Below are 18,173 nucleotides of genomic sequence, written 5' to 3' on the forward strand. Positions count from 1 at the left end.
CATGCGCCGGATAGTCGCCGCCAGCCTCCGCTTCAGATCCATCGTCATCGCGTTGGCGGCGGCTCTGATGATGGTTGGCGGCGCCCAGCTCAGCAACGCCTCAGTGGATGTCTTCCCTGAATTCGCGCCGCCAAAAGTCGAGGTCCAGACAGCATGCCTTGGCCTAACGGCCGCGGAGGTTGAAGAACTGGTATCGGTTCCCATGGAGGAGGCCTTCAACGGCATAGACGGCCTCGACCACATGCGCTCCAAGTCAGTCCCGCAGTTGTCCTCGATCGTCATGGAATTCGAGAACGGCACGGATCTGCTGACTGCACGCCAGCTGGTATCCGAACGGATGGCGACAGTCATTCCCACCCTGCCCACCTGGGCAGCCCCGCCGGTGATGCTGCAACCGCTGTCCTCCACCAGCCGGGTGATGAAGATCGGCCTGTCCTCCGACACGCGGTCCCTGATCGAGATGTCCATGATCTCCTACTGGAACATCAGGGCCCATCTGCTCCGCGTTCCGGGTGTGGCGAACGTGGCAATCTGGGGCGAACGCCTCCAGATGCTGCAGGTCCAGGCGGATCCCGCCAGGCTGGCGACCCACAAGGTCAGCCTGGAAACAGTGATGAATTCTACGGCCAATGCGCTGGATGCCGGGCTCCTCCATTACTCCTCGGGTGCCATGATCGGCACCGGCGGATCCCTGGACACGCCCAGCCAATCCATCGGAATCCGCCACGTCCAGCCCATCACCACCCCGGAAGACCTCGCCCAGGTGGCGCTGGAGGACCGGGAGGGGCAGCCACCACTGAAGCTGGGCGACGTGGCAAATGTCGTGGAGGACCACCAGCAGCTTATTGGTGACGCAGTGATCAACGGCGGCCCGGGCCTGATGCTGATCGTGGAGAAACTGCCGTGGGGAAACACCCTTGAAGTCACCCGGGGCGTTGAAGAGGCAATGAAGCAACTCGAACCCGGCCTGACCGGAATTGCCGTGGACACCACGATTTTCCGGCCGGCAACATTCATCGAGGAATCCCTCAATAACCTGGGCGTCGCCCTTCTCCTTGGCTGCCTGCTTGTCATCATGGTGTTGAGTGTCTTCCTCTTCCAGTGGCGGACGGCGCTGGTCAGCGTGCTGGCCATCCCCTTGTCGCTGGTGGCGGCTGCCCTTGTGCTCTATTGGACCGGCGGCACAGTCAACACCATGGTGCTTGCGGGGCTGGTGATTGCGGTCGGGGTGGTGGTGGACGATGCCATCATCGACGTCGAAAACATCGTCAGGCGCCTTCGGCACCACCGGGCAACCGGGGGCACGGGAAGCACCGCGAGGGTTGTGGTCAACGCGTCCCTGGAGGTCCGGGGACCCATCGTTTATGCCACACTGATCATCGTCGCGGCCACGGTTCCGATCTTCTTCCTGGACGGGCTGACGGGGGCCTTCTTCCGGCCGCTGGCCACGGCCTACACGTTGGCAGTGTTCGCGTCGATGCTCGTGGCCCTTACGGTGACCCCCGCGTTGGCATACATCTTCCTCCGGAACGCCAAGCTGGAGGACAGGGATCCGCCCGTGGTCAGGGTCCTCAAGCGCTGGTACAGCAAGGCCCTCCGGCCCATCGTCCGGCGGCCAATTCCCGGTTACCTCGCCTTGGCCGCCTTCGGCATGGTGGGCATAGTGGCGGCACCGTTGCTGGGCCAATCCCTGCTCCCTTCCTTCAAGGAACGCGATTTCCTCATGCACTGGCTTACCAAACCAGGTACGTCCAACGCCGAAGAAGTCCGGGTCAGCCAGCTGGCCTGCAAGGAACTCATGACCATCCAGGGCGTGAACAACTGCGGATCCCACACCGGCCAGGCCTTCAACGCTGATGAAGTGGTGGGTGTCTACTTTGGTGAGAACTGGATCAGCGTAGACCCGGGCGTGGACTACGATTCCACGCTGAAGTCGGTCGAGTCTGTAGTGGCCGGCTACCCCGGTATCCAAAGGGACGTGCAGACCTACCTCAAGGAACGCATCCGTGAGGTGCTGACGGGGACCGGCTATGCCGTCGTCGTCCGCGTCTACGGCGACGACCTTTCGATACTTCGCCAGGAAGCCGACAAGATCAAGGAGATCCTCGGCGGCATTGACGGGGCCATCGGTGCCAAGGTCGCGCTCCAGTCCAACATTCCGCAGATTGATGTGGAGGTGAACCTGGACGCAGCGAACCGCTACGGACTGAAGCCGGGCGATGTGCGCCGGGCGGCGGCCACCATGGTGGCCGGCGAAGAGGTCGGCGACATCTACCGTGACGGCAAAGCCTACGACGTCCAGGTCTGGAGCCCGCCGGAGGTCCGGACGAGCGTCACAAGCATAGAGAACCTCGTGCTGGATACGCCGTCCGGGCAGAAGATCCGGTTGGCTGACGTGGCGGCCGTTTCGGTCAAGCCGACACCCAACGTCGTTGAACGTTCCGAAGGGTCAAGGCGCATCGATGTCAGCGCCAACGTCAAGGAAGGCGACCTGGCCAAGGTGGTGGAGAAGCTGCAGGACGGCATGAAATCAGTCCAGTTCCCGGTCGGCTACAGCGCCGTTGTCCTCGGCGAATACGCGGAACGGCAGGCCGCATCGCAGCGCCTGATGCTCTACTCCATCGTCGCACTCATCGTTGTCTACCTTCTCCTGCAGGCTGCTTTCAGGAGCTGGCGGCTTGCCACCCTGGCCATCCTGACCCTCCCGGTGGCGCTTGTGGGCGGGGTGATCGCTGCGCACCTCAGCGGCGGAATCCTGTCCCTGGGTTCCCTGGTCGGCTTCCTGACGCTGATGGGGATCGCGGCACGCAACGGCATCCTGCTCATCAACCACTGCCAGCACCTTGAACAGTTCGAAGGCGTCCCCTTCGGACCGGAGCTGGTGCTTCGGGGGGCTGCAGAGCGGTTGTCGCCGATCCTGATGACCACGCTGGCCACCGCGCTGGCCCTGGTGCCGCTCGTTGTCATGGGCAACATCCCGGGCCACGAGATCGAGCATCCGATGGCGGTGGTGATCCTGGGCGGGCTCGTCACGTCGACGTTGGTCAACCTGTTCATCGTCCCCTCGCTGTACCTCCGCTTCGCCAAGGGCGGCCGCGGTCGGCGCAGCACCCCCGAACTGCAGCCGGCCCCTGCGGTGTAGTCCTCTTCCAACCAGTATGAAAGGCACTGAGATGACGCTTTTGGCACGCCGCCTCACAGCATACGGGTCCGCGCTGCTGCTGGCCTTCGGGTCGCTGACGGTGGTCTCGGCACCAACGGCGGCCGCGCCGGCAGCCGAAGAACTCTGCGGCGAAGGGTCCGCGATTAATTTCGACCGGTCCGCCTTCCCGGAATATCCGCGGATCGACAACAAGTGGTTCCCCCTCAAGCCGGGCATGCAGTTCACCACGGTGGGCACCGTGACATCGGCTGACGGCGTACAGGCGCACAAGGTGGTCCATACGGTCACCGGCCTGACGAAGGTAATCGACGGCGTGACCACCCGTGTGATGTGGGACCGTGACTACTCTGACGGTGAACTGGTGGAGTCCGAACTGGCCTTCTTTGCCCAGACCCGTGCCGGGGATGTGTGGCTGTTTGGCGAATACCCTGAGGAATACGAAAACGGCGAGTTCGTGGGCGCCCCAAGCACCTTCATCAGCGGGCTCGCCAAGGCACAGGCGGGCATCGCCATGCAGGCAAAGCCCGAGACGGGCACGGCCTCCTACGTCCAGGCCTACGCACCCAAGGTTGATTTCCTCGACTGCGGGACGGTGTTCAAGACAAACCAGGAAGTCTGCGTTCCCACCGGGTGCTACGACGACGTCCTGGTGATCGACGAATACAACCCCCTGGAACCGCCCGAGGCCGGACACCAGCGGAAGTTCTACTCACCCGGAACCGGGCTGATAAAGGTCACGGCCGTTGGCGGTGAAGACCAGGAATTCATGGATCTGGTGAAAGTGCGGAAATTGAACGCCGAGAAGTTCGCGGCCGTCAACGCGCAGGCCCTGGAACTGGACGAAAGGGGATACGAGGTCAGCCGGAGCGTCTATGCCAAGACGCCGCGGGCCGAACTCAACTACTGAGAGGCAGAGGAAGTTCCTGGCCGGCATGAAGCCGACGCAAGAAGGAGGGCGGCACCCGTGCCGCCCTCCTTCTTCGCCATCCGCTGCCGGCAGGGGCGCCTAGCGCACGTCCTCGTCAACCCAGTCCATGGACTTGGTGACGGCCTTCTTCCAAAGCCGCATCTGCCGGTCCTGCTCCGCCTGGTCCAGCTGCGGTTCCCAGCGCTTGTCCTCGGACCAGTTGGCCGAGCACTCCCCCAGGTCCTTCCAGAACCCGACGGCAAGGCCGGCGGCGTAGGCGGCACCCAGCGCGGTTGTCTCCACTACCTTTGGCCGGATGACGGGGACGCCCAGGATGTCCGCCTGGAACTGCATCAGCGCATCATTGGCCACCATGCCGCCGTCGACCTTCAGCTCGGTCAGCGGAACGCCGGAGTCCGCGTTCACAGCGTCCAGGACCTCCCGCGTCTGGAAGGCGGTGGCCTCCAGCGCGGCACGCGCGATGTGGTTCCTGTTGACGAACCTGGTCAGTCCCACGATGGCGCCGCGCGCATCGGACCGCCAGTAGGGTGCGAAGAGACCCGAGAAGGCCGGCACGATGTACACGCCGCCGTTGTCCTTCACGGACGCAGCCAGGGTTTCCACCTCGGGTGCGCTGCTGATCAGGCCCAGGTTGTCACGCAGCCACTGGATGAGCGAGCCGGTGACGGCGATGGAACCTTCCAGGGCGTAGTGCGGTGCAGCGTCACCGAGTTTGTAGCCCACCGTCGTCAGCAGCCCGTTCTTGGAGTGGACGATTTCCTCGCCGGTGTTGAAGATCAGGAAGCAGCCCGTGCCGTACGTGTTCTTGGCCTCGCCTGCCTCGAAGGCCGCCTGGCCGAACGTGGCGGCCTGCTGGTCCCCGAGGATCCCGGCAACGGGAACCTCCCGCAGGAGTTGGGAGGTGTGCACGGTGCCGTACACCTCCGAGGAGGACTTAATCTCGGGCATCATCGTCCGGGGAACACCGAAGATGCCAAGGATCTCCTCATCCCACTGCAGGGTATCCAGGTCCATGAACAGCGTGCGGGAGGCGTTGGTGACGTCCGTGACGTGAACCCCGCCGTCCACTCCGCCGGTCAGGTTCCACAGGACCCAAGAGTCGGTGTTGCCAAAGACCAGGTCGCCGGCCTCAGCCCTGGCGCGGGCGCCCTCCACGTTGTCCAGGATCCACTTGATCTTTGTTCCGGAGAAGTACGTGGCCAGCGGGAGGCCCACTTTTTGCTTGAAGCGGTCCGGCCCGCCATCCTTGGCCAGCTCGTCCACGATGTCCTGGGTGCGGGTATCCTGCCAGACGATGGCGTTGTAGACGGCCTCACCGGTGGTCTTGTCCCACACCACCGCAGTTTCACGCTGGTTGGTGATGCCGACGGCGGCAATATCGTGCCGTGTCAGGTTCGCCTTCGACAGCGCTGAGGCAATGACCTCCCGGGTGTTGTTCCAGATTTCGGCCGGGTTGTGCTCCACCCAGCCGGCCTGCGGGAAGATCTGTTCGTGCTCCATCTGCCCGGAGGACACGATGCTCCCGCTGTGGTCGAAGACGATGGCACGGGTGCTGGTGGTTCCCTGGTCGATGGCGATTACGTACTGGTTCATGGTTGACGTCCTTGTCTGTAATGGAGTTGAGCAGTGGTTGGGTAGGGGGTCAGGAGGCGGCAGTGACGATGATGGGGGCAATCCTGGCGACGATGCCGCCAAGGGCGCCGCCAACCAGCGGGCCTACCACCGGAATCCAGGAATAGCCCCAGTCGCTCGAGCCCTTGCCCTTGATGGGGAGCAGGGCATGGGCAATGCGTGGACCGAGGTCGCGGGCAGGGTTGATGGCGTAGCCGGTGGGGCCGCCCAGGGAGACGCCGATGCCGACGACGAGGAGTGCGACAGCCAGCGGGCCCAGGCCGGAGGGGGTCCCGCCGAACGTCAGGATGACAAACACCAGGACGAAGGTGCCGATGATTTCGGTCACCAGGTTCCAGGAACTGGAGCGGATGGCCGGTCCGGTGGAGAAGACGGCAAGCTTGCTGGCAACCTCCTCTTCAGCGTCAAAGTGCTGTTTGTAGGCGAGCCAGCACACCACGGCGCCGAGGAAGGCGCCGAGCATCTCGCCGCCGAAGTACGTCAGGGTGGAAGCGAAATCCACCGGTACATCCGGCGCGTATTCGGCCTTTCCGTTAATCAGCAGCCCCAAGGTCACGGCAGGATTCAGGTGCGCCCCGGACTTTGCGGCCACGAAGACGCCCGCGAAGACAGCGATGCCCCATCCCCAGGTGACCATCAGGAACCCGCCGCTGTTGCCCTTTGTCCCCCTCAGGGCAACGTTGGCGACGACGCCGCAACCCAGAAGGGTCAGCATCGCCGTTCCGAATACTTCGGAAAGGAAAACTATTCCAAGAGACATCTTTGACTCCTTTTATTTTCAGATGGAGGTCCTTCGCGGGTTGAAGGACCGTGTGGCCGGGGCGGGTTGCCGCCCCGGCCGACAGCCGGGCCTCAGGCGACCAGGCTGTGGGTTTCTACACGGTGGAACTTCTGCAGCACTTCCTGGGCATGCTTGATTTCCGCTGCCCGGGCTGCGGCGTTCCAACCCAAGGGAACGGACAGCACTTCGGCCATTTCGTTGAGCAACTCGCCCGTCACCAGCCCCCGGAACGCCAGGGAGGTCCGGCGGATGAGGACGTCCACCAGGTGCCCCACCTGCTCATGGGCCGCCATGAACTCAAGTTCACGGACGCTCAGTTCGCGGGTGGAGTGCAGCAGCCTGTCAGGTCCGGCGTCAAGGTATTCCATGACCGCTTCCGCACGTGTCCCGTACCTGGTCAGGAGCCCTGCTGTACGGTCCGCGTCACGGTTGTCGGCCATATGGGCCTTGATCCACTTCTGGACACCGGCCTCATCGGCAGGGAACCCGGCGCCGCCGCCGATAGGCAACTGCGCGGTGGAGACTTTGCGCTCCATCCCGATCTCAGCCAGGACGTCGTTCGTCATGTGTTCGGCGAGGGCACGGAAGGTTGTCCATTTGCCGCCTACCAGGCTCAAGACCACGGCGCCCTTTCCATTCCGGTCCAGTCCCGTTTCCCGGCGCTCGATGCGGTAGTCGCGGGAAACGAAGCCGGGCTGGGTGGCATCGTGGCGCGGCAGCGGCCGCACTCCGGAGAAGGTGTAGACGATCTGCTCACGGGTAACGGCGATGTCCGGGAACACGTGGCCTATCAGGTCGAAGAAGTACTCGATTTCCTCATCTGTGCAGACGGCGTCCTCCGCCATGTCCGCATCCACATCCGTGGTACCCACAAGGACCCGGTCACCCATGGGGTAGATCAGGACGATCCGCCCGTCCGTGTGCTCGAAGAAGATCTCCCTGCCGCGGCAGGCTTCAAGGAGCGCAGGGTGGTCCAGGACGATGTGGGAGCCCTTGGTGCCGCCCATGAACGTGGAGGCAGAGCCCATGGCGGCGTTGGTGAGGTCCACCCAGGCGCCCGTGGTGTTCACAATGACGTCTGCAGTGAAGTCGAATTCCTCCCCCGTCAGTTCGTCCCGCAGCCGCACGGTGCTTCCCCGGCCGGTGCCCGGATTGGGCTGTCCGGTGACGGACTGCAGCGAAACGTAGTTGCTGGCACGGGCCGTGCTGCCCTGTCCGTTGCCTGCACCGGTTGCCGCCAGCCCGGCTTTCTCCCCGTCCTGGAGGACATCGAGCGTAAGCCGCTCCGGGTTGTGCACGGAAGCGTCGAAGTAGGTCGCCGTGTATTTCACGTCGGGGCGGAGGCTGGGCAGCTCGGCAAGGGCACGCTGGCCGCTGCGGAACTGGTGACGCGGGACGGCGCCGCCATCCCGGGAAAAGGAGTCGTACAGGCTCAGGCCGAGCTTGATGAGGAAGGCCCCCCGTTCCTTCGGCTTGCCGTGCTGCTTGTGCGTCAGGAAGCGAAGCGGTGCCGCAAGGACGCCGGAGAAGGTGCTGAAGATCGGGATGGTGGTCTGCAGCGGCTTAACGTAGTGCGGGGCGATGCGAAGCAACCGGTTACGTTCCACCACTGATTCCCGGACCAGGCGGAACTCGCCGTTTTCCAGGTAGCGGATGCCGCCATGGATCATGTGGGAGGAGGCGCCGCTGGCCCCCTGGCAGTAGTCGCCGCGTTCCACGAGGGCGACGTCCACGCCCTGCAGCGCAAGGTCACGGAAAGTTCCCACGCCGTTGATACCTCCTCCCACCACGAGGACCTTGGCATGTGGACGGCGCCGGAGGTGGTGCACTGCGCTGCGCTCCACTCCTGGCTTCGCCGCTGAAGCAATAGGTTGGACGTGAAAATCCTTGGGTCCCAAAACAACTCCCTTGGGGCTTTGTGTGACGCGGTACCGGATGGGTTTACCGCCGTTTCACCACTATTCTTTGGAGTAATGGAAAATGGAGTCAAGCACTATGCACAAACGTGCAGTCTGGAGGACTGATGGACCCCTCACGCCACTCTGACGCACTGCGGGCTGCACAAATGTATTACCTGCAGGACCTCACCATGGACGCCATAGCCCGGGAGCTGGGGACGTCCCGGTCCACGGTTTCCCGCCTCCTGTCCTCCGCCCGCGAATCCGGCCTGGTGCAAATCCAGATCCGCAATCCGCTGGATACGGGCCCCGAACTGGAGGGCAGGATCCGCCGGCGGTACGGCGTGGATGTCCACGTGGTTCCGGTCATGGAAATACTCAATGAGGCGGAAACACTGGACCGGGTGGCGATGCAGGCAGCGCGAACCATCGGACCGCTGGTGGATTCCAACGCGATCATCGGAGTGGCCTGGGGATCCACCCTGAGCGCCGTCAGCCGCCACCTCACCCGCAAGATCACCCATGACAGCGTCATCGTGCAGTTGAACGGCGCCGGCAACATGCACACCACCGGTATCACGTATGCCAGCGACATCATGCGGCGGTTTGGAAGCGCCTACGGGGCCAGGGTTGAACAGTTCCCGGTGCCTGCCTTCTTTGACCACGCAGCCACCAAGGTTGCCATGTGGAATGAACGCAGCGTGCAACGGATCCTCGAACTCCAGGCGAAGATGAGCATCGCAATTTTCGGCGTGGGCTCCGTGGACGCCGACTATCCCAGCCACGTGTATGCCGGTGGATACCTGGACGAGGCTGACCTCAACATCCTGGCAACCTCGGATGTTGTGGGCGACGTAGCCACCGTCTTCTTCCGCAGCGATGGCTCCTCCGACGGGATCGTCCTCAACGAACGATCCACCGGACCCGCACTCGCGCAGTTGCGGCAAGTCCGACGGAGGATCTGTGTAGTGTCCGGGGTGTCCAAGATCAACGGGCTCCGCGGAGCCCTGGCGGCGGGCCTGGCCACGGACCTGATCCTGGACGAGGCCACCGCGCGCCGCCTGGTGGATTTTGAAGGTCTCGCCACCGCTGGTGGGTAGAGTCGTGGCTATGAGAACTTCACCGCGGCTCAGCCTGAACAACGGCGTGCTGATCCACCAACTCGGATACGGGCTCTACAAGGTCCCGGCCGCCGACGCGGAAGGCCTCGTCGCCACTGCGCTCGCAGCCGGATACCGCCACTTCGACACGGCGGCGATGTACGGCAACGAAACCGGTGTGGCTCGGGGCATCAGTTCCCAACTGGGCGGTGACGCGGGCAGCGGCGGCTCGGGCGAGCTGTTCCCGGCTCTGTCCCGGGAAGACATTTTCGTCACCACGAAGGTGTGGAACAGCGACCACGGCTATGACGCCACGCTGCGCGCCTTTGATGAGTCCATGGTCAATCTCGGCCTTGACTACGTTGACATGTACCTCATCCACTGGCCTTGTGCCGCCCGCGGCCTATTTCCGGACACGTACCGTGCACTGGAAACCCTGTACCGGGAAGGAAAAGTCCGTGCCATCGGCGTCAGCAATTTCCAGCCCGCCCACCTTGACCGGCTGCTGCAGACCGCGGAAGTGGTCCCCGCCGTCAACCAGATAGAACTGCATCCGTGGCTGCAGCAGGCAGAACTCCGGACACAGCATGATGGACTGGGTATCCGGACCGAAGCGTGGAGCCCCCTGGGGCGGGGCCAGGTCCTCGCCGACCCCGTTGTCCGCGCCTGCGCCTCCGAACACGGCAAAACCCCCGCCCAGGTGATCCTCCGCTGGCATATCCAGCTGGGAAATATTGCCATCCCCAAGGCGAGCTCGGAGGTGCGGATCCGGGAAAACATGGACATCTTCGACTTCGAGCTCTCCGCCCGGGACATGACGGCGCTGGCCGGGCTGGACCGGGGTTACCGCACCGGGTCCCACCCGGACACCGTTAACTGAGGCAGGACACATGACTACAGCACAGCCCGGATCCGCCGCGCCCGCCTACTTCAGCGCCGACCTGGCCGCACGCACGTCCGCCTCCACCCTGGAGCTCGACGGCGGCAAGGTTGCCTATTGGACCTACGAACCGCTGGTGGCCAGCCCCGAAACACGCACCATCCTGGTCATCCATGGCTTCCGCGGAGACCACCACGGACTGCTGAGGGTGGCAGACCAGCTTCCCGAGATGCGGATCATCATGCCGGACCTGCCCGCATTTGGTGAGTCCGCGGCATTCCGGTCGGGCGAGCATTCCGTGGAGCGCTACGGCCTGTTCATCACGCAATTCATGGCAGCCCTGGGCCTCGGCCCGGACACGGTCCTGCTGGGACACTCGTTCGGCTCCATCATTGCGGCGCACTTCGTGGCCGATCGTCCCGGCACCGTGGATCCGCTCATCCTCATCAACCCCATTGCGGCACCGGCACTGGAAGGGCCAAAGGGTGTGATGACCAGGCTGGCGATCCTGTACTACCGCCTTTCAGCCCGGCTCCCCCGGAGGGTGGGACTGGCCCTGCTGCGGAATCCGCTGATTGTCCGGGTAATGAGTGAAACCATGGCCAAGACGGGCGATAAAGACCTCCGCCGGTTCATCCACGGCCAGCACCACGCCTACTTCAGCGCTTTCGCCAGCCGGGCGAGCCTCCTTGAATCGTTTACGGCATCAGTCAGCAGCCATGTGGCGGAAGTAGCCGGCCGGCTGACCCTGCCAGTCCTGCTGATCGCGGGGGAAAAGGACGAGATCGCCGTCCTGGCCGACCAACACCGCCTGGCTGCGCTGCTGCCGGATGGAGAGCTCCAGGTGATTCCCGGCGTCGGGCATCTGATCCACTACGAAACACCTGAACCGGCAGCCACTTTCATCCGCAGCTTCCTTAAGGACCATCCCGCGTGAAGATTGTCATTGACGCACGGTTTACCCGGACAGACCACCACGACGGCATCAGCCGCTACGGCGCCAGCCTGATTGCCGCCACGGCTAAAATCGCCGACGTCTCCATGCTGGTCTCCGACGTCCGGCAACTCGCCCTGCTCCCGGACGTTCCGTACACCCTGATCGGCAGCCCGCTGTCGCCGTCGGAATTGTTCGTGGCGCGGACCATCAACAAGCTGGGCGCCGACGTGGTGGTGTGCCCCATGCAGACGATGGGAACCTGGGGCCGCAAGTACGGCCTGGTCCTGACCCTCCACGACCTTATCTACTACGAACACCCGGCCCCGCCCGGCTTCCTCCCCGCGCCCGTGCGCCTGCTGTGGCGGCTGTACCACAAGGCATACTGGCCGCAGCGGCTCCTCCTCAACCGCGCCGACACTGTGGCCACCATCAGCGCAACCACGGAAGCGCTGATCGCAAAGTACCGCCTGACGCGCCGCCCGGTGCGGATCATCAGCAATGCCCCCCAGCCGGAGCAGGAACACGGACCGCGGCCCGCTGGCGCCGGTGCAGACCGCGCGCTCGTCTACATGGGCTCTTTCATGCCGTACAAGAACGTGGAAACCATGGTGGCGGGGATGGCGGGCCTGCCCGGGTACACCCTCCACCTGCTCAGCCGCATCACGCCCCAACGCCGCGCCGAATTGGAACGCCTGGTTCCGCCAGGGGCGCACGTGGTATTCCACAACGGCGTCACGGACGAGCAGTATCACGAATTCCTGCGCTCTGCTGCGGCGCTGGTCAGCCTGTCCCGGGCTGAAGGCTACGGGCTTCCCCTGGTGGAGGCCATGGCGCTCGGCACCCCTGTTGTTGCCAGCGACATCCCCATCTTCCGGGAGGTCGGCGGGGACGCCGCGCTCTACGTGGATCCGGAGTCCCCGGAACAGTTTGCCGATGCCGTACGCACGCTCCAGGACAACGGCCACTGGGAGGAACTTTCGCGGCGCTGCGTTGCGCGTGCACGGGAGTTCACCTGGGACGAGTCGGCCCGCCAGCTGGTGGATGTGGCACACGAAATCATGGCCCGGCGCCGGGGCCGGCGTTAGAGGACGCCCCTAGAGGACGTCGATGCCGTCCAGCCGGAGCTGGAAAGGCTCGCTGGAGCGTTTCGCAGCGGCCGCTGCCCTGGTGACCCGCAGGACACGGGTGACGGCCGCAGCCTGTCCGTAGGGGAAGAAGAGCAGGGTGCGCACATCCTCCGCTGAACGGCGGGGCGACGGCGGACCGCTGAGCACCACGGGTGCGGGCCCGGCGGTCCGTAAGGTGATCCCGCTGGAGGCAAGTTCCGCTGACACGGCACCGGTGTAATGTTCGACGGCGGCGCGCGGCCCGGTGACGGAGGCGAGGCGGACCGCGGGGGGAAGCTGCAGCTCCATGCGCAGGGAAAGTTCCCGTTCCGCATAACCGGCGGGGTCCCAGCGAAGCAGTGCACCCACGGCAGCTGTATCCGCGGCCGTGACCACTACCAGCCCGCCGTCCGCCGCCGGACGCACCAGAGCGGCTGCATTGAACCACCGACGCACCGTATCCTCGCCGGCGCGCAGCGTCTCCCGGCGCAGGAGTGAATCACCGTCCAGGAGCAGTGCAGCCGCGTATCCCCCGTCCGCTACCGGTTCGGCCCCCACAGTCGCGACCACCAGTGCCTTGCCCGGACCCACCTCAGCCTTTACCTGGTCTCCCGAGGAAGTAACGACGGTCTTCCCGGGAAAGGCACGGCCGAGTTCCTCAGCTGTCCTGATCACTCCGGTGGCACCCTTGCGCAGGCGCCTGCCGCCGCAGTGCACGCAGTGCCAGTCCGGCGCCGGGGTGGAGCACCAGCGGCATTGGGGCATGGCGGACGTGCCGCTGGCGCCTGCCACGGCCAGTGGTCCCTGGCAGCTGCCGCAGCGCGCCGGCTCCCGGCACATCTCACAGGCCAGTGACGGCGCATAACCGGCGCGGGCCACCTGGACCAGGACCGGTCCGCGCTCCAGCCCCTCCTTGGCGGCCCGCCACGCGGCGCCGGGCAGGCGGGCGATCCTGGCCAGCGGATCCCGCTCCTGCTCGAAGCTGTCAGCAGTGTTGACGATGCGCGGAACTGTCCTGCGGACGTCAGGTCGGCCGGCTTCGACCGCACGTGCCCAGCCCGCTTCTACCAGCCGCTGGGCTTCCGTGCTTCGGGAGTGGCCTGCAAGGAGGCACGCGGCATCCTCCTGCCCAGCCCGCAGGAGCAGCACCTCGCGGGCGTGCGCATACGGGGCGCGCTGCTCGATGTGGAGGTCGTCCCCGTCGTCCCAGCAGGCCACCAGGCCCAGGTCCCGGACCGGGGCAAAAGCTGCGGACCTGGTGCCGATGGCAACCCGGGCGGTCCCTGCCAGGAGCCGCAGGAAACTCCGGTAGCGCGGGGTGGGACCGTCGTCGGCAGTCAGCCGGGCAACTGCGTCTTCGGGCAGCAGGCAGTGGAGCGCCTCTTCAAGGCGGTCAAGGTCGCGGTAATCGGGCACAACCACCACGGCGCCGCGCCCTGATGCGTACGCGGCGGCCACGGCCTCCGCCAGCAGCTGGGGCCACCCACCCGGACCGAATCCCTGCAGCGGGTTCAGCACGGCCCTGGGCGAACCGCCACCGGCCAGGTGCTGCAGGAAGGCCTGGCCGTTATGGTAGGCCGCCCAGGCACTCGGCAGGGCGTCCTGCGCGGGACCGGCCTGCAGGGCCGTGGCCTCGCGGGGTTCTGCCTGGTCCGGGACTGCCGGCCCCCCCGGCTCCGCTGACGCGAACTCCTTTTCCAGCCTGGCCACCCTGGGCGGGACGGCGACGCGGAGGACATCGCTGACCGTCCCGGCGTAGCGTGCGGCGACGGAGGAAACAAGCTCCCGGACGGCGGGCGTCAGCACCGGCACCGGGGACACAACCTTCGCCAGCGGCACCAGGGTGTGCCCGGCGTCGGACTCTGCCACCCGCTCCATGATGAACCCGTTGAGGTCCTGGCCGTTGAACTTGACTTTGACCCGGACTCCCGGCTTGGCGGACTCGTCGAGGGCCTCCGGAACCCCGTAGTCGAAAAGCCGGTCCAGGTGCGGAAGGGAGGATTCCACCAGGACCCTGGCCACGGGCATGTTCTTTGACAGCTGCGGTCCGGGCGGCCGGGACGCGGAAGGAAACCCCTGCAGCAGGGTAGGCTGCACGGCGTCCGGGATGTCCAGGAATGGCTTGAGGGTCCTGTCAGCAGCGATGGCCGTTACCTCCGTTCAGCTCCCGCGTGGACATGTCCAGCCAACCACAGGGCGGTGACATTCCGCCGAAGGCAATGATTCCCAAGGCAAAAAAGGCTCAGGGCGGCCCACCGGGGCTTAGGCGTTGAAGAACGCCTTCAGGTCATCAACGCGGTCCAGCCGCTCCCAGGTAAAGTCCGGCTCGTCGCGGCCAAAGTGGCCGTGGGCTGCCGTCTTGGCATAGATGGGGCGCTTCAGGTCCAGTGCATCGATGATGGCGCGGGGGCGCAAGTCGAAAATTTCCGCGATGGCGGCGCTGATCCGGGCCGGATCGACGGTTTCAGTCCCGAAGGTTTCCACGTAGGTACCTACGGGACGGGCCTGGCCAATGGCGTACGCAATCTGGATCTCCGCACGCTTGGCGAGTCCTGCCGCCACCACGTTCTTGGCAACCCACCGCATGGCGTAGGCAGCCGAGCGGTCCACCTTGGACGGGTCCTTGCCGGAGAAGGCCCCGCCGCCGTGCCTGGCCATGCCGCCGTACGTGTCCACGATGATCTTGCGGCCGGTGAGGCCGGCGTCGCCCACGGGCCCGCCAATCACGAACTCACCGGCAGGGTTGAGGATGTTGCGCACCCGGGACAGGTCCAGGTTGGCACCTGCGAGCACCGGTTCGATGACGATCGACGCGAGGTCGGCGCGGAGCTGGTCAAGACTTGCACCTTCGGCGTGCTGGCTTGAGATAACCACCGTTTCCACCGAGACCGGAACGTCTTTGTCGTATCCGACCGTCACCTGGGTCTTGCCGTCCGGACGCAGGTAGGCCAACTGGCCCGACTTGCGCACTTCGGTGAGTCGTTCGGACAACCGGTGTGCCAGCCAGATGGGCACGGGCATGTAGGAGGGGGTTTCATCGCTGGCGTACCCGAACATGAGGCCTTGGTCGCCGGCGCCCTGAAGGTCGTAATCGTCTTCCTGGCGCCCCTCACGGGCCTCCAGGGAGTTGAACACGCCCCCGGCGATGTCGTTGGACTGCTGGCCGATGGATACGGACACTCCGCAGCGGGCGCCGTCGAATCCATTGGCTGAAGAGTCGTAGCCGATGCCCAGGATGGTTTCGCGCACGATCTGCGGAATCTCCACGTAGGCATCGGTGGTGACTTCGCCTGCAACGTGGACCAGGCCGGTAGTGGCCATTGTCTCCACCGCGACCCGGGATTCGGGGTCGGCGGCCAGCAGCGCGTCCAGGATGGCGTCACTGATCTGGTCGCAGATCTTGTCCGGGTGGCCCTCGGTGACCGACTCGGAAGTGAAGAGCCGAAGCGCGGGAGGCGTGGCCCCGGAAGTGTGGGGAAGGTGCAGCGGTAAAGTCACTTAACTACCTTACTGGTTGGAATACGCCCGCCCCGCAGGAGACGCCGGGAGATGTCTCCGTGCTAAGCAAACGTGGCCTGAAACACTCAGGCGCGGGGCGAAACGGCATTCAGTTCAAAGGCGATCCGGCTGATGATGGCCGCTGACACCTCGGTCTTGGTTCCGGACGCCTCCTGTGGTTCGGACCCGGAGCGGGCAAGGATGACAACCGAAGTGGTGTCCTGGCCAAACACTTTGTCCGTACCCACGTGGTTGACCACCAGCAGGTCGCAGCCCTTGCGTTGCAGCTTCGCTTCGGCGTGGGCCAGGACATCGCCGTCGCTGTCTCCGGTCTCCGCCGCGAAACCGACAATCAGCTGGTGCCCCTCCCCCCGGACGGTACTGTTGCGCAGTTCCACCAGTTCAAGCAGGATGTCCGGGTTGCGGACCAAGGTGATCACGGGATCGGACCGGTCATCACGTTTCTTGATCTTGGTGTCCGAGACCTCCGCGGGGCGGAAGTCCGCCACTGCCGCGGACATGATGACGACGTCGGAATCAGCTGCCGCCGCCAGCGCCGCCTCCCGCAATTGCAGGGCGGTCTCCACTTGGACAACCTCGACGCCGGCCGGCGGCGGAACTTCCATGTGCGCTGCGAGGAGCCGGACGTTTGCCCCTGCATTCCGGGCGGCTACGGCCAGGGCGACACCCTGCTTGCCCGAGGACCTGTTGCCGAGGAACCGCACCGGGTCCAGGGGCTCGCGGGTGCCACCGGCGCTGATGGTGATTGTGCGGCCGGCCAGCGGAAGCTGAAAGTCCTGCCGGCCCTCCACCAGGGCCATGGCGGCGGCGAAAATGGCTTCCGGCTCGGGAAGCCTGCCGGGGCCCGAATCTGCACCCGTGAGCCGCCCGGTGGCCGGCTCCAGGACCGCGGCCCCGCGCCCGCGGAGGGTCTCGACATTGGCGCGGGTGGCCGCGTGCTGCCACATTTCGGTGTGCATGGCGGGGGCAAACAGCACCGGCCCGTGAGCCATCAGCAGCGTGTTCGTCAGGAGGTCCCCGGCCTGTCCGGTTGCAGCCTTCGCCAGGAGGTCCGCCGTGGCCGGAGCGACGACCACGAGGTCTGCCTCGTGGCCGAGACGCACGTGGTTGACCTGGTGGACGTCGTCAAAGACGCTGTTGCTGACCGGATTCCCGGATAGCGCCTCCCAGGTGGCGCTGCCCACAAAACGTGTGGACGCCTCCGTGGGAATCACGGTCACGTTGTGCCCGGCTTCAGTAAAAAGCCGGAGGAGCGACGCCACCTTGTAGGCGGCAATCCCTCCCCCGACTCCGAGGACTATGCGCACGTGGCCTCCGTCACCAGTACGTCAGGCGGCAGTTTTACTCTGCCGGCTGGATCGGCGTGGAGACCAGCTTGCCTTCGTTGATCTCGCGAAGGGCGATCGAGAGGGACTTCTCGTTCAGCTTGGTGTCAACCAGCGGGCCGACGTATTCGAAAAGGCCCTCGTGCAGCTGGGCGTAGTAGGCGTTGATCTGACGAGCACGCTTGGCACCGAAGATCACCAGGCCGTACTTGGAATCCGCCGCTTTAAGCAGCGAGTCGATCGGCGGGTTGATGATGCCTTCAAGGTTCGTGGACACGAATTCTCCAAAGTTCTAGCGGGTTGACGGTTCCGGCAAACCGTGCGGATGCGGGGTCAGCCCCATGAGTGAAACAAGCTCGTCCGCTGCCCGGCGAACGTCGTCGTTGATGACGGTATGGTCGAACTCCGGTTCAGCAGCAAGTTCCAGTTTAGCGGTTTCCAGGCGTCGCTGCTGTTCCTCGGGGGATTCCGTGCCGCGGCCCACCAGGCGGCGCACCATTTCGTCCCAGCTGGGCGGGGCCAGGAACACAAACTGGGCGTCCGGGACAGCGGCCTTGACCTGCCGGGCACCCTGCAGGTCGATTTCCAGGAGCACGGACCGGCCCTCGGCGATGGCATGGTCCACCGTGCTCTTCAAGGTCCCATAGGTGTTCTGGCCGTGGACCACTGCCCATTCGAGGAGTTCACCGTCAGCCACGAGTTTTTCGAACTCTTCCTTGGACTTGAAAAAGTAGTGGACCCCGTCCTGCTCTCCGGGGCGGGGTGCGCGGGTGGTGGCGGATACGGACAGCCAGACCTCGGGATAGTTGTCCCGGATGTAGGTGGACACGGTGCCTTTGCCAACAGCCGTCGGGCCAGCGAGGACTGTCAATCCAGGTTTCTTGCTCACGTATTCCTTTGCCGG

At 65.1% G+C, this 18,173-nt stretch carries 14 protein-coding genes; 6 read left to right on the forward strand and 8 right to left on the reverse strand.

From position 1 onward, the window contains the following. The first annotated feature begins 1 nt into the window (after position 1). Positions 2-3,142 carry an efflux RND transporter permease subunit gene (locus SMD14_RS10545; RefSeq protein WP_321213605.1) on the forward strand — a complete coding sequence of 1,047 codons (3,141 nt, stop codon included), beginning with the start codon at positions 2-4 and terminating at the stop codon, positions 3,140-3,142. Positions 3,143-3,173: 31 nt separating this feature from the next. Continuing rightward, positions 3,174-4,070, forward strand: a complete 897-nt coding sequence (locus tag SMD14_RS10550; protein ID WP_321213606.1) for a hypothetical protein — start codon at positions 3,174-3,176, stop codon at positions 4,068-4,070. Positions 4,071-4,169: 99 nt separating this feature from the next. Here the strand turns inward: SMD14_RS10550 and glpK are convergent, their stop codons facing one another. From glpK to SMD14_RS10565, 3 genes are all read right to left on the reverse strand, one after another. Continuing rightward, on the reverse strand, positions 4,170-5,684 hold the full coding sequence (gene glpK, locus SMD14_RS10555; protein ID WP_157242094.1) for a glycerol kinase GlpK: 1,515 nt from the start codon (positions 5,682-5,684) through the stop codon (positions 4,170-4,172). A gap of 49 nt (positions 5,685-5,733) precedes the next feature. Continuing rightward, positions 5,734-6,483 (reverse strand): MIP/aquaporin family protein, encoded by a 750-nt coding sequence (locus SMD14_RS10560; RefSeq protein ID WP_157242093.1) that lies wholly within the window; start codon positions 6,481-6,483, stop codon positions 5,734-5,736. 92 nt (positions 6,484-6,575) lie between these two features. After that, positions 6,576-8,348 (reverse strand): glycerol-3-phosphate dehydrogenase/oxidase, encoded by a 1,773-nt coding sequence (locus SMD14_RS10565; protein WP_370460710.1) that lies wholly within the window; start codon positions 8,346-8,348, stop codon positions 6,576-6,578. Positions 8,349-8,527: 179 nt separating this feature from the next. Between SMD14_RS10565 and SMD14_RS10570 the strand changes: the two genes are divergently transcribed. Genes SMD14_RS10570 through SMD14_RS10585 form a run of 4 tightly spaced genes read left to right on the forward strand, consistent with a single transcriptional unit; the run spans position 8,528 to position 12,404 of the window. Further along, the gene (locus tag SMD14_RS10570) at positions 8,528-9,502 is read left to right on the forward strand and encodes a sugar-binding transcriptional regulator (RefSeq protein WP_157242091.1); all 975 of its coding nucleotides are present in this window, start codon (positions 8,528-8,530) and stop codon (positions 9,500-9,502) included. Between the two features lie 10 nt (positions 9,503-9,512). Continuing rightward, positions 9,513-10,382, forward strand: coding sequence for an aldo/keto reductase (locus SMD14_RS10575; protein ID WP_157242090.1), 870 nt, complete (start codon positions 9,513-9,515; stop codon positions 10,380-10,382). 10 nt (positions 10,383-10,392) lie between these two features. Beyond that, positions 10,393-11,319: an alpha/beta hydrolase gene (locus SMD14_RS10580; protein WP_321213607.1), complete on the forward strand. Its 927-nt coding sequence runs from the start codon at positions 10,393-10,395 to the stop codon at positions 11,317-11,319. Then, a complete protein-coding gene (locus tag SMD14_RS10585; RefSeq protein WP_321213608.1) occupies positions 11,316-12,404 on the forward strand; it encodes a glycosyltransferase family 1 protein in 1,089 nt (362 codons plus the stop codon). The genes SMD14_RS10580 and SMD14_RS10585 overlap by 4 nt, the downstream gene beginning before the upstream one ends. A gap of 9 nt (positions 12,405-12,413) precedes the next feature. Here the strand turns inward: SMD14_RS10585 and SMD14_RS10590 are convergent, their stop codons facing one another. The 5 genes from SMD14_RS10590 to gmk form a co-directional block, all read right to left on the reverse strand. Next, positions 12,414-14,453, reverse strand: a complete 2,040-nt coding sequence (locus SMD14_RS10590) for a primosomal protein N' (protein ID WP_321216254.1) — start codon at positions 14,451-14,453, stop codon at positions 12,414-12,416. A 234-nt stretch (positions 14,454-14,687) separates the two neighbouring features. Continuing rightward, complete coding sequence (metK, locus tag SMD14_RS10595; protein ID WP_321213609.1) at positions 14,688-15,923, reverse strand: methionine adenosyltransferase; 1,236 nt, start codon at positions 15,921-15,923, stop codon at positions 14,688-14,690. An 86-nt stretch (positions 15,924-16,009) separates the two neighbouring features. Next, entirely contained in the window at positions 16,010-17,251 is a 1,242-nt protein-coding gene (coaBC, locus tag SMD14_RS10600; protein WP_321213610.1) for a bifunctional phosphopantothenoylcysteine decarboxylase/phosphopantothenate--cysteine ligase CoaBC, read from the reverse strand. 34 nt (positions 17,252-17,285) lie between these two features. Then, on the reverse strand, positions 17,286-17,546 hold the full coding sequence (gene rpoZ, locus SMD14_RS10605; RefSeq protein WP_321213611.1) for a DNA-directed RNA polymerase subunit omega: 261 nt from the start codon (positions 17,544-17,546) through the stop codon (positions 17,286-17,288). A gap of 15 nt (positions 17,547-17,561) precedes the next feature. Continuing rightward, positions 17,562-18,158 (reverse strand): guanylate kinase, encoded by a 597-nt coding sequence (gene gmk, locus SMD14_RS10610; RefSeq protein ID WP_321213612.1) that lies wholly within the window; start codon positions 18,156-18,158, stop codon positions 17,562-17,564. Positions 18,159-18,173 lie beyond the last annotated feature (15 nt).

It is taken from the genome of Pseudarthrobacter oxydans (genome assembly GCF_034258515.1).
In the GTDB taxonomy this organism is placed as follows: Bacteria; Actinomycetota; Actinomycetes; order Actinomycetales; family Micrococcaceae; genus Arthrobacter.

What these genes read in the sequence shown, in the direction of transcription:
- SMD14_RS10545 (WP_321213605.1), top strand. Translation starts at nt 2, where the DNA reads ATGCGCCGGATAGTCGCCGCCAGCCTCCGCTTCAGATCCATCGTCATC.
- SMD14_RS10550 (WP_321213606.1), top strand. Translation starts at nt 3,174, where the DNA reads ATGACGCTTTTGGCACGCCGCCTCACAGCATACGGGTCCGCGCTGCTG.
- glpK (WP_157242094.1), bottom strand. Translation starts at nt 5,684, where the DNA reads ATGAACCAGTACGTAATCGCCATCGACCAGGGAACCACCAGCACCCGT.
- SMD14_RS10560 (WP_157242093.1), bottom strand. Translation starts at nt 6,483, where the DNA reads ATGTCTCTTGGAATAGTTTTCCTTTCCGAAGTATTCGGAACGGCGATG.
- SMD14_RS10570 (WP_157242091.1), top strand. Translation starts at nt 8,528, where the DNA reads ATGGACCCCTCACGCCACTCTGACGCACTGCGGGCTGCACAAATGTAT.
- SMD14_RS10575 (WP_157242090.1), top strand. Translation starts at nt 9,513, where the DNA reads ATGAGAACTTCACCGCGGCTCAGCCTGAACAACGGCGTGCTGATCCAC.
- SMD14_RS10580 (WP_321213607.1), top strand. Translation starts at nt 10,393, where the DNA reads ATGACTACAGCACAGCCCGGATCCGCCGCGCCCGCCTACTTCAGCGCC.
- SMD14_RS10590 (WP_321216254.1), bottom strand. Translation starts at nt 14,453, where the DNA reads ATGCCCGTGGCCAGGGTCCTGGTGGAATCCTCCCTTCCGCACCTGGAC.